The sequence below is a fragment of the Sphingobacterium sp. xlx-130 genome (genome assembly GCF_011007405.1).
Taxonomy (GTDB): Bacteria; Bacteroidota; Bacteroidia; order Sphingobacteriales; family Sphingobacteriaceae; genus Sphingobacterium; species Sphingobacterium luzhongxinii.
The window spans coordinates 629,714-643,441 of sequence record NZ_WFKN01000003.1; the positions used below are offsets into that span (position 1 = coordinate 629,714).

General features: G+C 39.5%; 15 protein-coding genes, 1 tRNA gene and 1 pseudogene. 11 read left to right on the forward strand and 6 right to left on the reverse strand.

Translation table 11 applies throughout. From position 1 onward, the window contains the following. The first annotated feature begins 71 nt into the window (after window positions 1-71). The 3 genes from upp (at window position 72) to G7B18_RS06080 (ending at window position 1,920) form a co-directional block, all read left to right on the forward strand. Window positions 72-719 (forward strand): uracil phosphoribosyltransferase, encoded by a 648-nt coding sequence (upp, locus tag G7B18_RS06070; RefSeq protein ID WP_164122200.1) that lies wholly within the window; start codon window positions 72-74, stop codon window positions 717-719. Between the two features lie 146 nt (window positions 720-865). Then, window positions 866-1,339 (forward strand): ribonuclease H-like YkuK family protein, encoded by a 474-nt coding sequence (locus G7B18_RS06075; protein ID WP_164112624.1) that lies wholly within the window; start codon window positions 866-868, stop codon window positions 1,337-1,339. Window positions 1,340-1,368: 29 nt separating this feature from the next. Further along, the gene (locus G7B18_RS06080) at window positions 1,369-1,920 is read left to right on the forward strand and encodes an AAA family ATPase (protein ID WP_164112623.1); all 552 of its coding nucleotides are present in this window, start codon (window positions 1,369-1,371) and stop codon (window positions 1,918-1,920) included. Between the two features lie 20 nt (window positions 1,921-1,940). On the opposite strand, the gene G7B18_RS06085 is transcribed toward G7B18_RS06080, so the two are convergent. Continuing rightward, window positions 1,941-2,555, reverse strand: a complete 615-nt coding sequence (locus G7B18_RS06085; RefSeq protein WP_164112622.1) for a helix-turn-helix transcriptional regulator — start codon at window positions 2,553-2,555, stop codon at window positions 1,941-1,943. A gap of 321 nt (window positions 2,556-2,876) precedes the next feature. Here G7B18_RS06085 and G7B18_RS06090 point away from each other — a divergent pair, with 321 nt between their 5' ends. The 5 genes from G7B18_RS06090 to G7B18_RS06110 all read left to right on the forward strand — a co-directional run bounded on the left by G7B18_RS06090 (window position 2,877) and on the right by G7B18_RS06110 (window position 8,433). Beyond that, window positions 2,877-3,116 (forward strand): hypothetical protein, encoded by a 240-nt coding sequence (locus G7B18_RS06090; protein ID WP_164122201.1) that lies wholly within the window; start codon window positions 2,877-2,879, stop codon window positions 3,114-3,116. 125 nt (window positions 3,117-3,241) lie between these two features. After that, a complete protein-coding gene (locus tag G7B18_RS06095; RefSeq protein WP_164112612.1) occupies window positions 3,242-6,136 on the forward strand; it encodes a hypothetical protein in 2,895 nt (964 codons plus the stop codon). 264 nt (window positions 6,137-6,400) lie between these two features. After that, complete coding sequence (locus G7B18_RS06100) at window positions 6,401-7,531, forward strand: clostripain-related cysteine peptidase (protein WP_164122202.1); 1,131 nt, start codon at window positions 6,401-6,403, stop codon at window positions 7,529-7,531. A 104-nt stretch (window positions 7,532-7,635) separates the two neighbouring features. Beyond that, the gene (locus G7B18_RS06105) at window positions 7,636-7,857 is read left to right on the forward strand and encodes a hypothetical protein (protein ID WP_164122203.1); all 222 of its coding nucleotides are present in this window, start codon (window positions 7,636-7,638) and stop codon (window positions 7,855-7,857) included. 165 nt (window positions 7,858-8,022) lie between these two features. After that, the gene (locus G7B18_RS06110; protein ID WP_164112619.1) at window positions 8,023-8,433 is read left to right on the forward strand and encodes a BrxA/BrxB family bacilliredoxin; all 411 of its coding nucleotides are present in this window, start codon (window positions 8,023-8,025) and stop codon (window positions 8,431-8,433) included. Window positions 8,434-8,528: 95 nt separating this feature from the next. Here G7B18_RS06110 and G7B18_RS06115 read toward each other — a convergent pair whose 3' ends face one another. Beyond that, window positions 8,529-8,741: a hypothetical protein gene (locus G7B18_RS06115; RefSeq protein WP_164112618.1), complete on the reverse strand. Its 213-nt coding sequence runs from the start codon at window positions 8,739-8,741 to the stop codon at window positions 8,529-8,531. Between the two features lie 283 nt (window positions 8,742-9,024). Further along, a tRNA-Pro gene (locus tag G7B18_RS06120) sits at window positions 9,025-9,098 on the reverse strand. A gap of 204 nt (window positions 9,099-9,302) precedes the next feature. On the opposite strand from G7B18_RS06120, the gene G7B18_RS06125 reads away from it, so the two are divergent. Beyond that, window positions 9,303-9,698, forward strand: a complete 396-nt coding sequence (locus G7B18_RS06125; RefSeq protein WP_164112617.1) for a group III truncated hemoglobin — start codon at window positions 9,303-9,305, stop codon at window positions 9,696-9,698. Window positions 9,699-9,709: 11 nt separating this feature from the next. After that, the gene (locus G7B18_RS06130; protein WP_164112616.1) at window positions 9,710-10,015 is read left to right on the forward strand and encodes a Smr/MutS family protein; all 306 of its coding nucleotides are present in this window, start codon (window positions 9,710-9,712) and stop codon (window positions 10,013-10,015) included. Between the two features lie 9 nt (window positions 10,016-10,024). On the opposite strand, the gene G7B18_RS06135 is transcribed toward G7B18_RS06130, so the two are convergent. Both G7B18_RS06135 and G7B18_RS06140 read right to left on the reverse strand, forming a co-directional pair. Then, window positions 10,025-11,416 (reverse strand): M20/M25/M40 family metallo-hydrolase, encoded by a 1,392-nt coding sequence (locus G7B18_RS06135; RefSeq protein WP_164122204.1) that lies wholly within the window; start codon window positions 11,414-11,416, stop codon window positions 10,025-10,027. 72 nt (window positions 11,417-11,488) lie between these two features. Further along, window positions 11,489-12,487, reverse strand: coding sequence for a DUF1080 domain-containing protein (locus G7B18_RS06140; RefSeq protein WP_164112614.1), 999 nt, complete (start codon window positions 12,485-12,487; stop codon window positions 11,489-11,491). A 277-nt stretch (window positions 12,488-12,764) separates the two neighbouring features. Between G7B18_RS06140 and G7B18_RS06145 the strand changes: the two genes are divergently transcribed. Continuing rightward, window positions 12,765-13,445 (forward strand): hypothetical protein, encoded by a 681-nt coding sequence (locus tag G7B18_RS06145; protein WP_164112613.1) that lies wholly within the window; start codon window positions 12,765-12,767, stop codon window positions 13,443-13,445. 59 nt (window positions 13,446-13,504) lie between these two features. On the opposite strand, the pseudogene G7B18_RS06150 reads toward G7B18_RS06145, so the two are convergent. Beyond that, a pseudogene (locus G7B18_RS06150) lies at window positions 13,505-13,728 on the reverse strand (hypothetical protein); the annotation flags it as partial.

Below are 13,728 nucleotides of genomic sequence, written 5' to 3' on the forward strand. Positions count from 1 at the left end.
GAGATTATTATGACCGAAAAGAAACTATGATGGGCTTTTTTTCGTAATTTGTACGAATAAATATAATACGCATGATTCACATCCTTACAAAACAAAATAGTATTGCCAATCATTTCATATCCGAACTGCGGCATACCGAAATTCAAAAGGACCGTCTTCGTTTTAGAAAGAATCTGGAGCGTCTCGGCGAAATTATAGCTTATGAAATCAGCAAAACACTCACCTATGCTCCCGAAGAGATCGAGACTCCACTAGGTATTTCGGAAATGCACACACTTACCGAACAACCTGTTCTGGTCACACTTATACGAGCGGGGCTTCCTTTTCACCAGGGTTTTCTAAATGTCTTTGACCAAGCAGACTCTGGATTTATTGCAGCATACAGGCATACTAAAAAAAGCGGTGAGTTTGAGATTCACCGAAAATATGAAAATACCCCTGACTTGGATGGCAAAATAGTCATCGTATCAGATCCCATGCTGGCCAGCGGAAAAAGTCTTGTTCTCTGTTGCAGGGAGCTCCTGAGCGCCTACAACATCAAAGAACTCCACATAGCTGCTATTATTGCTTCACAAGAAGGCTTACAACACGTGAGAGCATTTATCCCTGAAGCGCAGATATGGGTGGGCGACGTAGACAACGAACTCACCAGCAAATCTTATATTGTACCGGGGCTTGGCGACGCCGGAGATCTCGCCTATGGCTCTAAGGAACATTAGTGAGTAGGAGTAGTGAGTAGGAAGCCAGCAAACACAAAAAAAACAACATAACTTGATAACAACATAACTTCATAACTTAAAAACAACATACAATTAACAGAAAATGAACACTATACAACTATATTTATACAACAAAAATTTATTTTATGGAATGGCAAAAGTACAACGGCGAATATCTTCGTCTTCCTATTATGGATGCTGTTGAAGCAGCAATCCTTAGAGAAAACCAACTAGGCAACAAACTCAAGGTATTTATAGGGACCGATTCACAGGTAAAACGTGGAACAGTTGAGTTTGCAACCGTAGTCGTTTTCTTACGTAATCACAAAGGAGGCTTTATGTTTATCCATAAAGACCGAAAGAATCACAACATGACCATCAAAGAACGAATGCTTCTCGAGGTTCAAAAGTCCATAGATACCGCCTATCACCTCTGTCCTCTCCTCGATCAATACGAAATAGACCTTGAAGTTCACGCTGACATAAACACCAATCCTAATTTTGAATCAAATGTAGCGCTGAAAGAAGCCATGGGCTACATACTGGGAATGGGGTTTATCTTTAAAGCCAAACCAGAATCCTTCGCTAGCACGAATTGTGCGAATAGAATCGTACAGTAGATATAAAAAATGCTTAATATTGTTCTCGAATGAACAATACAGTAGATGTGTTACTAAAAATAGCAGTCGTCGGACCCGAGTCCACCGGCAAATCAACTATGGCTCAACACCTAGCCAGAGCCTTAGACTGCTCCTATGTACCTGAATATGCGAGATATTACTGTCAAAATCTCCAGAATCAATATACAATGCAGGATGAGACCAACATGTTTTATGGACAAGTAGCTTTAGAGGATGCGATTAAGTCGCAGCTAAAAAATAGCCTACTCATCTGCGACACCACAATAATGACAGTAAAGATATGGTGTGATCATCTCTTCAAGCATACACCTAGCGAAGTGATAAATGAGATCCAACTACGAACATATGATCTTTATCTCTTAATGGATATAGATCTTCCCTGGGAAAATGATCCCTTACGCGATTTTCCCGAAGAAAGAGCCTATTTTATGGAAATCTGGAAAAAAGAACTAGAAAGCTTACAGGCAGATTATAAAATCATCTCTGGTTCTGGAAACCAAAGGCTAGAAAATGGACTTGAAGTCTGTAAAGAATTCCTAAAAAAAGCAGCTAATAGATAAGCAGCATATAGCTAGTTAGTCTACATAGAAATCATCGACAAAACCCCCTTTACCTTATACACCGCTTTCACCGACGCTATACCAAGTATAAGGTCATCAAAGTCTTTCGCATTCTTAGCAACCAGCCTCCAGCTTTTATTATCTAAACCACGAATGAAACGAACCACATTTATCTTTTCGGAAATAATAAGATAAATATCCCCGAAGACAATAGCATCTTTGTCAACTTGCTTTACAAACACCACACTACCGTGCTCAATCTCCGGACTCATCGAATCCCCTTGATTAACAAACGCAAAGTCGCTTCCGGATAAGATAGGTATTTCCAACTCGTCAACAATCTGCATTTGGGATAAATCAACATTAAACTCATCCAAGCTCATATTATATAGTGGAATTTTAGATGCTCCCTCAGCAGCCTTAAGCATAGCTCCTTCTCCAGTAAGCAACCAAGCTTCGTTGATATCGGTAAATCGATCTACAATAATACCTGCAAGATTTTTACTTATATCGTAGTTTCCTTTTTTAATCTGGTACAAGCGCTCCGCTCTATTCAACCCAATCTCTTTCGCAAAAGAGTTAACATTCAAACCCAAATATTGTATTACTTGATCTAAACGACCCCAGTTAGACATAAAATTTATATAAACAGTATCAAAATATTTATTTTCTGCATTAAAACAACTTCATAAGAACACAAGTGTGCTTTAGCTCTCCTACGCTTTAATGCTGTTTTATCTCTAAACAGAGAGAGAACACACAGAAGCAGGCAAATATTAGGCCAAATTAAGCAAACGAAATTTAATAACAAAAAAAACAATTGATTATTGTAAAATACAATTTACTATTGTATGTTTGCGTAGTTTTATAACTACAACTAAATATACAGACGTGAAAAGACAAGGTTAAATAAAACAAAGTCATCAAACCAAGACCATTTATTAACCATTAACACCATGGATTTAAAAAGAAAAAATGAAAGCAAAAACATAACACCAGACGAGGCAAAAGAAATAACCGAAAAAGATATAATGAATCTTATAAGTCTCAAAAACATAAAAATAAAAGACAAAAAATATGCAGAGGAGCATTTAACAATCAAAAGAAAAAGCAAAAAGAGCACATTCGAAGTCAAAATAACAGATATAGACGGGCAAATGCACAGCTTCCAATTTGAATTAAAAACATATTCTTAAATATATTTTTCAATTTTTATTTGAAATTACAATATTACATTGTACTTTTACAGAATAATAATTAGCAAACATCATAATAGAATCAATTTTGAGCGTTAACCGAATTCAAATTTCAAAAGTAAAACATGAAAATTAGAAATCTATCCAAAGTCGCCTTAGCTATTGCCATAAGTAGTGCAGTAGTGCTCGAAGGCTGTAAAAAGTATGACGACGATATATCGCGTCTAGAACAAAGTATTAATCAGAACACATCTGACATTGCTTCTTTAAAAACGTCATTAGCGTCATTAGCGAGCAACATGGTTGTTGAATCGGTTACCTCTGTAACTGGTGGTTTTGACATCGTCTTCAAAAAGGCTGATGGAACTAAGCAAACTTATCAAATTAGAAATGGTGCAAACGGTACTAATGGAACTAATGGTACTAATGGCACAAATGGTACAAATGGATCATCACCATTAATCCGCATCGGAACAAATGGCAATTGGGAGATTGCCAACAATGGCACTACATATGTCGACACCGGCATCAAAGCTAAAGGTGATAAAGGTGATACAGGTGCAACTGGACCTACTGGACCTACCGGACCTACTGGGCCTCAAGGTCCTGCTGGTCAAGACGGAACTGTAGTGACTATGGTTACCGGGACTGACGGCAAACAATACTGGGCACTAGACGGCGCACAAACCACAGTACAGGCTTATGCTGGCGATATCGCGATGGTAGCTGTAGATGGTGGTTACAACGTGGTATTCACCGACGCAAAAGGTGTGACGTCTGACTCTATCTTCTTAGCTACAGAAGCTGTTGCAGTTAATAGCTTAGCTATTGTTCCAACTTTTACAAACAACAATAGCCCGGTAGTATTCTTCCCTCGTATCGTAGAGAGCAACACCAATAGAAACACACTATTACAAGGGTATGCAGAGATTAAGTACAACTTAAATCCATTTGGCGTAAAGGTTGAAAACTACGAAGCAACCGGTTTATTAACACAAAGCTCGGAAAAAGTAGAATTCCGTTCATCCGGAGGAACAGTTAGCTCGAACTTCTCAGCAGTAGGAGCTGCGGTAAAAACATTCGGTGATATCACTGTAAAATACCGTCCTTCAAACGCAAATTCCACATTCCCAACAGCAGCAGGCGCTACAGATCTATTCATTGCATTACAGGTAAACAACGCAAAAGCCGCTACCGGCCAGAAATTCGTTGCTTCACCTTTCAATATCGCGAAAGAAGAGATCGTTGAGAAAGACGAAATCACGATTGAAAAATCATCTAGAAATGCACAAGCAACAGGTGATAAAGTAACGCTACTTAACGGGGTTAATCCATTATTCACAGGAAACGGCGCTACAGCAGCATTCGCTGATGCAGGAAGTAGCAGCCAGTCTTTAGCACATACGAAAACACAAGCTGACGCTAGAGCCGACGCAAATTTCGAATTGCATTTCAAGAACGATGCTACGACAAACCTTGACAATAACACAGCTTATACAGGCGGTATTGTATTAGATGATAAATTAAATGGGTTCTTCGGCCGGGCGCAGGTCAACAACAACATAGTTTCCATGGATGATCATGGTTTATCAGACTACAACTTACGCTACGACATCGATCATTATGGCGCAAATGCTCCAGAAAGAGATTGGCTAACTTTAGATCCGCTTACTGGTAAAATTTCAGTTAAGATCTCAACAACAAATGGCAATCAGTACAACTCTGCTGCCACCAATAATTTTGCAGTAGTGAGAGTAAGCATCTTCCCTGGAACAGGAAGCACAAATGTAATTGCTCATCGCTTTATCAAAGTTAACTTTGTACAAAGCGCAGTGGCACCTGTTTCTGTAAACGGTACATTCACTCACGATGTTGTTTCGACTCCTTCAGTTAACAAAGGCATCATTTGGAGCACTCCATTAACTTTAGATGCAGCATACAATCACACACAAAAAACAGCTGCAGATTTCCATGCCGTGTATACCTTTACACCAAGCGGATCTAACCCTCCTGGATTTGCATTCATCACCGGCCCAGGTACAGGAATGAACAATCCTACGCAAGGGGCTGCACGCGAAGTATCCGTTGCCAACACAGTAATGCCAGGAACATATACATTGCATGGTACATACACATCATCTGTATCAACAGATCCTGTAGTAAATGTAACGATCAATGTAACCGTAACTGGAAATAACATCACAACACTGACTAAAGACTTACCATTCTGGGATACAAATCAATCGTTTGGAATCATTAATGGAAAATTGGTTAGTGGCAATTGGGAGCTTCACGCTAACTTATGGGATTACTGGACGGAAACGACAGTTTCTGGACCAAACGCACCTGTAATGGGCTACACATTTGGCGTCTCTCCAGCTGTAAACGGTATTGCTATAAGCGCAAATGAAGTACAGTTAGACGAAAACCAAACTGCTGCTCGCGCAAAAGTCAACAACGGTATGGTTTCCCTAAGCATCAATAGAACTGTAAATGGGGTTAATTACAACAACGGTCTTCAGACTTCGTTTAACGTGAAGTTCATAAACCCAGTAAAAGCTATTGAAGCTAAAACACCATACAAAGAGTTTACAGACAAAGAAGTTTCTGGAACGAATGTATCTGAAATCGATGTAAGAAGATTGATTACAATCAAAGATTTCAACAATACAGTAATTTATAACTTCACTGGAGGGTTCTCAAGTACGAAGAACGTTGGCTTAATTAGCGATTACGGTATCAATGGTATCTCCCCTATGTTTGGAAGTTACAATTTAACCAATGTATCATTCGTACGTTACGAAAACGCCAGTGGTACTGCAATTTCAGCACCTTCTGGAGCAAGTGCAAGTGTAAATGGCCAAGACCTTGTCTGGACTAACTCGGGTGCAAACCTACAACAGCCAATTTACTTGGTATACAAAGTAACAGTAACTAACAAATTCAACGTTGCCGGCCTGGCTGCAACTGAAGCTGAAGTTGTTAAAGAAATTAAGATCAGGGTTAATCCCAACATCTAATCTCACACTAACTTAGTAAAAACAGTTCATATCTTTTTAGAGGGCGGCAATAGCCGCCCTTTTTTAAATATGAACATCACCTGATCCAATTAACAACCATATAACCCATAAAATATGAATAGAGAACTCACAGAAACGCTTATACTATTATTAACCAGCAGCATAGGCCTATATTTCTCAACCCGGTTTTACACCAAACTCAAAAACAAAAAAATCATGTAATAAAGAAATTAGCCTTATATTACATTCAAAATCATCATAAGGATGCAAAAGATACTCTTATACCCCCTATTTTGTTTAAGCCTTGTATTCGCAGCATGCGGAAAGCCAAGTATAGAACCGGAGGCAAAACAAAAGTTCAGAACTGTACTCGTATACCTAGCGGCCAACAATAGCTTAGAAGACGACGCTTACAAAAACATGCGTCAGATGGAAGAAGCTATAGGTAATATCGACGGTAACTTGATTGTATATGCAAAACTAAAGACCGGCTCTCCAGCACTGTACGAAGTGACTAAAAAGACAGGAACGGAAAGTGGTTTAAAAAAAATAAAAGATTATCCTCCTTACAGCTCTTCTGACCCTATTGTAATGAAGAGCATCATCAAAGAAACACAAGAACTCTATCCTGCCGACACCTACGGGCTGATTCTATGGTCACATGCTACGGGATGGGTACCCGCCAACCAAAACGGAATCAAACTAAGATCCTTTGGCGATGACAACGGACATGTCATGGATATAACCGACTTAAACAATGCGCTCCCTAACAATTTCGACTTTATCATGTTTGACGCCTGCTCAATGGCAAGCACTGAAGTATTATATGAAATAAAAGATAAGGCAAAATATTTTATAGCATCACCCGGCGAAGTTGTATCCAATGGCATGCCTTATGATAAAATAACGAATGACCTGTTCTTACCAGGCCCAGAAGGCTACAAAGCCATTGCAGCAAAATATTACAATCATTACAACAGCCTATCTTCAGGAGCCTGGGCTACCGTCTCTGTCGTTGAAGCAACTCAGCTAAACAATCTTGCCCAACAAACCAAAATAACACTTCTCTCACAGGCACCTTTGCACACTGACCTTAATCGCTCCAATATACAACGAATGGACTTTGACCGCATCGGGAATCCACTGATAGCATTTGACTTTCTTGATTTTCTCAATCAAAACTACAGCAACAGCACCAATTACCAAAACACACAAAAGGCGCTAGAGCAAACTATTCTATATAAGGCAAATACAGATTTTTTCAATGGTTTTGAAATTAAAACCAACTCAGGTCTGACCTGCTACATCCCGAGTGCAGAGAATGCAGGCCCTGCTCACTCTTTTTACAAAACCTTAAAATGGTACAAAGACAGCGGATTTGACAGTCTTTTTTGAATTAAACAATTGAAAAATACTCATAATTGGGTATAGGATCCTCCCCTTTCATGTCTTAATTTTGTTAATATCAAACAGTTATTAATAAACTTAATACAGAACTCATGAGAAGGGGAGCATTATACAACCTGAAACACAAAAGCAACTTCTGCCCAGTTCTATTAAAAGAAATGCTTGAGGCATTAAAACAAAAAAAAATAGAGATAAACAGAAATCTTAAATATACGTTCCAAAATCAAGACACGAGGACAAATGCAAAAAATATTTTTACACTAACGAATAAAGAAAATCCAACTATTCAATTCGAATTAAAAACATATGATTGACCCTCTCTACAATCTGACATTATACTGAGGATGACTCCTTGGCGGGATCGGTTTAATAGTTTATCTTTGCAACTGTAAGTATGTTTTCAAAATTTAAAGATTGCTCTTTAAAGACCGATTACTTATGGTAATTTTTTATTTTAAACATTTAAATTCTAAAAACAGATGTATCCAGAATATTTAGTAGCCCCGATGCGCCAAGAATTAACAGACTCGGGCTTTCAAGAACTAAAGACAGTAGAAGAAGTTGACGCTGCAATTCCCGCTGAAGGCACCGTATTTGTGGTGGTAAACTCTGTTTGCGGCTGTGCCGCAGCCAATGCTCGTCCAGCAGCAAAAGCAGCTGTACAAAACGCAAAACACCCTACTAAATTAGTTACTGTATTTGCCGGAATGGAAAAAGAAGCTGTTGACAAAGCCCGTCAATACATGCTTCCTTACCCTCCATCCTCACCTGCTATGGCTCTTTTTAAAGATGGAAAATTAGTTCACATGATCGAAAGACACATGATCGAGGGTCGTTCAGCACAAATGATAGCAGACAACCTTGTTGCTGCGTTTGACGAATACTGTTAGTAACAGTGCTATTTTGATTTTTAAATACCAAAAAGGCTTCACGGATTTCGTGCAGCCTTTTTCAATTTATCAATCTAACAAAATCTTATTGAAAGCTAGTACACATAAATGCTATGTTTGTAATGACCGTTACCTTTTTTGTGCTGTTTCTTCTGTTGACCAGGAGCATGTCGCTTCGCTGATTTTTCACCGTACACTTTCTTTGCCTTTCCCGGAGGTACATGACCATGAGGATGCTTATTAACATAACAGGAACTTAAGCTTAAAGCAAACAACGCCAACAGGATAAAAATTTTTTGTCTCATCATAAAAACCTTATTTACCCCATATTTTACAAATATCAGACCAACATCTGCCAATACTCCTCAAATCGATAACAACCTTTTAAAAAACAAGACCCTCCCTAAGCAAACAGGATTACCTAAAAAAAAACAAGCCCCCCATATTGTAGCCTAAATTAAGACTTCTGCCTTCGTACATCCATTTTTTTTGTGAATCAAAGAATAAGTTTTTAAAGCTTCTTCCGATCGAACCAACGGTTCTCACCCCCCACAAACAAAAAAAGCTCCAACTTTCGTTAGAGCTTTTATGTCGGGGTGGCAGGATTCGAACCTACGACCTCCACATCCCAAATGTGGCGCGATACCGGGCTACGCTACACCCCGAAAAGGTATCACCTTTAAAGTGATGCAAATATAGGAACCTACTTTGACTATTCAAAGCGATCACCACAAAATAATAGAGAATATACTGATTTCTTGATAAATAATTTTCAACTCCCCCTTAATATCATAAATACAGACATCGCGCTGACCACAATATCAAAAAAAATCAAGAACTTTATACCTTGTTAATAGACGACTTGGAAGATGGAAAAGAAAGATATAACAAAACTTGAAGATATAAAACTACTCGTGGATACGTTTTATGAACATATCCGCCAAGACGAAATGCTAGGTATTATCTTTAATCAGAATATACAGGACAAATGGCCTGAACACCTCTCCAAAATGTACCGGTTCTGGCAGACACTTTTATTAAATGAATATACTTACGATGGCAGGCCGTTTCCTCCACATGCGCACCTTCCTATAGGTCAGCAACATTTCGATCATTGGTTGGCGCTGTTCAACCAGACTGTTGACCGTCTTTTTGCCGGCGAAAAAGCCGATGAGGCCAAATGGAGAGCCAATAAAATGGCAGTGATGTTCCAAAGTAAACTGGATTACATAAAAAAAAACCCTGATAAATCAATTATCCTCTAAGTAAACGCCACATGTCCCGTACATTACCCCGCCCCCCTAAAATAGTAGACTTGCACACAGACGCATTTATTGACGACATCGAAGAATACGATGCAGAGGAACTTATTGCTGCATCCCTAGACAAATTAAGAGCGTCACTAGATGCTGCTATTTATTGGGAGTATACCCAAATCGAATTTATCCATGGCAAAGGTAAAGGAGTGCTTCGAGAGGTCGTTTACGATGAGCTTGCCTATTACAAACGAAGTAGCAGTATAGCCTCATACCACCCCTCATATCGTAATCCCGATATTGTGGTCGTACATATTGGAGTCTAACAAACGTCTTTAATCGGGAATGCGATTATAGTGACTATCTAACAAATATAACAAAGATGCTAAAGCAGCTACTCCAGATTGGAGCTCACGCCTATCGACAGCTTCAAAAACATCCTTATCCGTATGATGCAAATCAAAATAACGATGTGGGTCTGGCCTAAAATTAAACATCATGGCTTTCGGGTGGTACTTACCCCAAACACCGGAATCTACGCCCGGACTTCCTTCTAGAAACCTAGAGACCCAATACGTCTGTTCAAATAAAGGCTTCCAGTAAGCTTGAATCCATTGTATTGCTTGCTTCCCTGCTTTTATATCAAATCCTCTTGGCGCGAATCCGCCGGCATCACTCTCTATGGCTGCAATCAGATTTTCGTTCTTTCCTTTAGCTTGTAATCCATATTGAGAGGCACCATGCACGCCGTTCTCTTCGTTCATGTAGAATACCAAACGAATAGTATGCTTCGGCTTATAACCCAGCTCCATAAGTGTCCTCAAGGCATCCAATGTACCCATCGTACCCGTACCATTATCATGCGCCCCCTCTCCAACATCCCAAGAGTCCAAATGTCCTCCCATAGTGATGACCTGTTCTGGACATTCTGTACCTGTCCATTCACCGATAACATTGTGCGAAAGGACCTCCCCTTTCCATGCACAACTCTGTTGCAGAAATACACGCAGTTTTGCGTTATGTTTAAGCGCAGCACTTAGTGTATTTGCTCCGATGGCAGAAATTGCCATTGCAGGAATACTATCGATACCTTGGGTATATCGTGTAGCACCTGTGTGCGGATAATCGTCAATACCTGACCCCAAGGACCGGAACAAATAGGCTACTGCCCCTAACTTAGCAGCCTCTGCGGGTCCTCTGCTACGCTGCGCGCTATTTAACCCATAAGCGACACCAGTTTCTACAAGAGATTCATCCCAGGGTTTGTTAACAAAAACAATCTTCCCACGCACATCATCTCCATACTTGCGAAGATCCGATAGCAACTCTACCTCAATTACTTCAGCTTCTATCCCTCCTGCAGGTGTAGCAACCGATCCCCCTAGGGCCAGTACATTCAGTTTCTCTCCAGATCCGACTATTATAGCTTGTTCTTTAGCACCACGGCTCCAATAAGGCACCTTGACATCCTGCAGATACACTTTATCAAACGGCAATTCTTGCATTAGCTTTTTAGACCATTGCACTGCTGCAGCTGCTTGCGGAGATCCCGCAATACGATGACCTATATCTTTAGTCAGATAACGCAAATTGGCATATGCTTCTCCTTTAAAAAATGACTGATGGTAAATTCTTGAAATCATAACAGAATCTGTATTAGCAAATGCACCATTCGCAAACAGCCCCATCACAAGAACAGAATAAAATATAGAACGTATCTGTAACATAATTAAAGTCAAAAAAAATGGTCTGTCAGCAATACGAATATTCTTAACAGACCATTAATGTAAAAATTACTTCTATTTCGCAGGAGTGATACTAATCTTTCTAAACTCAACTCCCGTATGGTCTCCTTGTAAATAGATTGGACCTGGTTCACCTTCCTTACTATCCAATGCTCCTCCCGTAATCCCTGGAATTTCTTGGTTATTAATAATTGTCTTTCCGTTCGAGACAATTGTCACCATCCTCCCCCGAAGCGTAATTTCATAGGTATTCCATTCATTCGCTCCATTCGTAGCCATCTCATTTGGAGCCAAGAAACCATAAACACCACCAAAATATAAAGCCCCTGGATGTCTATCTTTTGGAGAATCCTCTATCTGTACCTCATAGCGACCACGCAGATAGATCCCGGAATTCCCCCCTTCAGTATACCTAAATTCGGCCGTCAGTTTGAAATCTTCAAACTTTTGATCCGATATCAAATTTGCGCCTGCCTTTTGATTAACAAGCACACCATCTTTAACAGTCCATTGATTGTCTTCACTCGACGTAGTCCAACCGGTTAAATCTTTACCATTGAATAACTCTATTGGTTCACCCCATTTTACCTCTCCTGTACGGACCAGATAAGGAGCTTTTACTCCACTAAAATTAAAGACATTGCCCTTATTACTAGTTATTGTTCCCTTTATCTCTTCCCCAACAAGCTCTCCTTGAATCGTAAATACACCTTCTCCTCCTTCCCATTGAGGTGGAATCTCAAACGAAAACTTACCTTTATCTAACTTAATGTGGGATACTGGTCTACTGCTACCTGCATCAGCAACAAATGAACCAACCAACACATTAAAACCTGACAGCTTTACTTCTAACCAAGAAGGAACTTGCTTCCCTTCTTTCTCTACGGTGATGTCCCATCGACCGATTAATCCCTCTGCCTCTTTAGGGATAGTCTGTGTAGCGGCATTATGAATTTCTTCTTTTTCTGTATTTTGTGTCGCGCCTCCGCAAGCATTAAGTCCTGCAATAGCAAATCCTGAAATCAAAGAGTAAACAACATATTTTTTGATCATAGTAAATTAGTATTAAGGTTTAAGGATTATAATTAACAAACTTAGGGAAATTTGATTTTAAATCCAACAACCCTGTAATCGACATTTCGTGTATTTAAACCGGATTATGTAACTTTAAGTGTATCAAGCACGTTTTAATAGAAAACCATCATGATTTATTCAATCACATAGGGCAATGAATAACCGAGTGAAGTGAGTTCATGAATGCCGCTTAAAAAATATACTCTATGAATAAACCAGATTGCTTCATCACAAATAAAAGTATAAATTTAAAAAGATGAAAAATATATTATCCATTATTCTTGTTGCAGCTTGGTTTGCAGGCCTAGCCCAGACGAAACAATTGACCGGAGCCTTTACCGCGAAGCAAGGGGATACTACGCACTTATGGTTATTTGTGGAAAACTATGGTAGCCATACCATCTATACAGACAGTAAATATATTGGAACGGAAGGTGGCCCATTTACCCTTAACGATCAAATTATGACTCTACAAACCGAATACAACGATATCTCTCCACAACGTGTAGGTTCGGAGCTCAAGATACCGACCAATATACAAACAAATCAACTAATACTAGACGATACCATCTACGAAAAAAAAACTGCAAAACCACAGGATCTCGATGGTCTGTGGCGGATTACCGGACGACAATCTGATTCGCAAAGGAGTCCGATTCCAAAATCATCGCGTAAGACAATTAAAATAATGATCGACGGATTCTTTCAATGGATTGCAATCAACCCGGCTGTTAAAGGATTTTATGGTACAGGAGGCGGAAACTACAGTTTTTCTAATACAGCGTATACGGAGCATATCCTTTTCTTTTCACGAGATGACACGAGAGTGGGAGCTCAGTTAGACTTTAAGGGCGAACTCAAGCAGGGACATTGGCATCACTCCGGTAAAAGTTCGAAAGGTGATCCTATATATGAAATATGGAGCAAAGAGATATAAAAAAACCCCTCCAACATTTTCATGAAAAAGGGGCCATATATTAAACAATTAGTAAAGTACTATTTTGCTTTGAATGCATCGATTCCCGATTGCAGGAAGGCTATATACTTCTCAATGTCGTATACCGCTCCGCTTGTAGGAACCAATAGCTCACCCTCATTATCCAGCAGTGCATATAAAGGCTGTGAATTGCTCTGGAACTTAGAGATCTGGAAGTCTGCATTACGCTTGCTCACCGTATTGATTTTTTTACCTGTCTGTTTAGATACGTAGTGTTCGCTTT

Coding starts and splice junctions, on each gene's coding strand:
- upp (WP_164122200.1), top strand. CDS start 72: ATGATTCACATCCTTACAAAACAAAATAGTATTGCCAATCATTTCATA.
- G7B18_RS06075 (WP_164112624.1), top strand. CDS start 866: ATGGAATGGCAAAAGTACAACGGCGAATATCTTCGTCTTCCTATTATG.
- G7B18_RS06080 (WP_164112623.1), top strand. CDS start 1,369: ATGAACAATACAGTAGATGTGTTACTAAAAATAGCAGTCGTCGGACCC.
- G7B18_RS06085 (WP_164112622.1), bottom strand. CDS start 2,555: ATGTCTAACTGGGGTCGTTTAGATCAAGTAATACAATATTTGGGTTTG.
- G7B18_RS06090 (WP_164122201.1), top strand. CDS start 2,877: ATGGATTTAAAAAGAAAAAATGAAAGCAAAAACATAACACCAGACGAG.
- G7B18_RS06095 (WP_164112612.1), top strand. CDS start 3,242: ATGAAAATTAGAAATCTATCCAAAGTCGCCTTAGCTATTGCCATAAGT.
- G7B18_RS06100 (WP_164122202.1), top strand. CDS start 6,401: ATGCAAAAGATACTCTTATACCCCCTATTTTGTTTAAGCCTTGTATTC.
- G7B18_RS06105 (WP_164122203.1), top strand. CDS start 7,636: ATGAGAAGGGGAGCATTATACAACCTGAAACACAAAAGCAACTTCTGC.
- G7B18_RS06110 (WP_164112619.1), top strand. CDS start 8,023: ATGTATCCAGAATATTTAGTAGCCCCGATGCGCCAAGAATTAACAGAC.
- G7B18_RS06115 (WP_164112618.1), bottom strand. CDS start 8,741: ATGATGAGACAAAAAATTTTTATCCTGTTGGCGTTGTTTGCTTTAAGC.
- G7B18_RS06125 (WP_164112617.1), top strand. CDS start 9,303: ATGGAAAAGAAAGATATAACAAAACTTGAAGATATAAAACTACTCGTG.
- G7B18_RS06130 (WP_164112616.1), top strand. CDS start 9,710: ATGTCCCGTACATTACCCCGCCCCCCTAAAATAGTAGACTTGCACACA.
- G7B18_RS06135 (WP_164122204.1), bottom strand. CDS start 11,416: ATGTTACAGATACGTTCTATATTTTATTCTGTTCTTGTGATGGGGCTG.
- G7B18_RS06140 (WP_164112614.1), bottom strand. CDS start 12,487: ATGATCAAAAAATATGTTGTTTACTCTTTGATTTCAGGATTTGCTATT.
- G7B18_RS06145 (WP_164112613.1), top strand. CDS start 12,765: ATGAAAAATATATTATCCATTATTCTTGTTGCAGCTTGGTTTGCAGGC.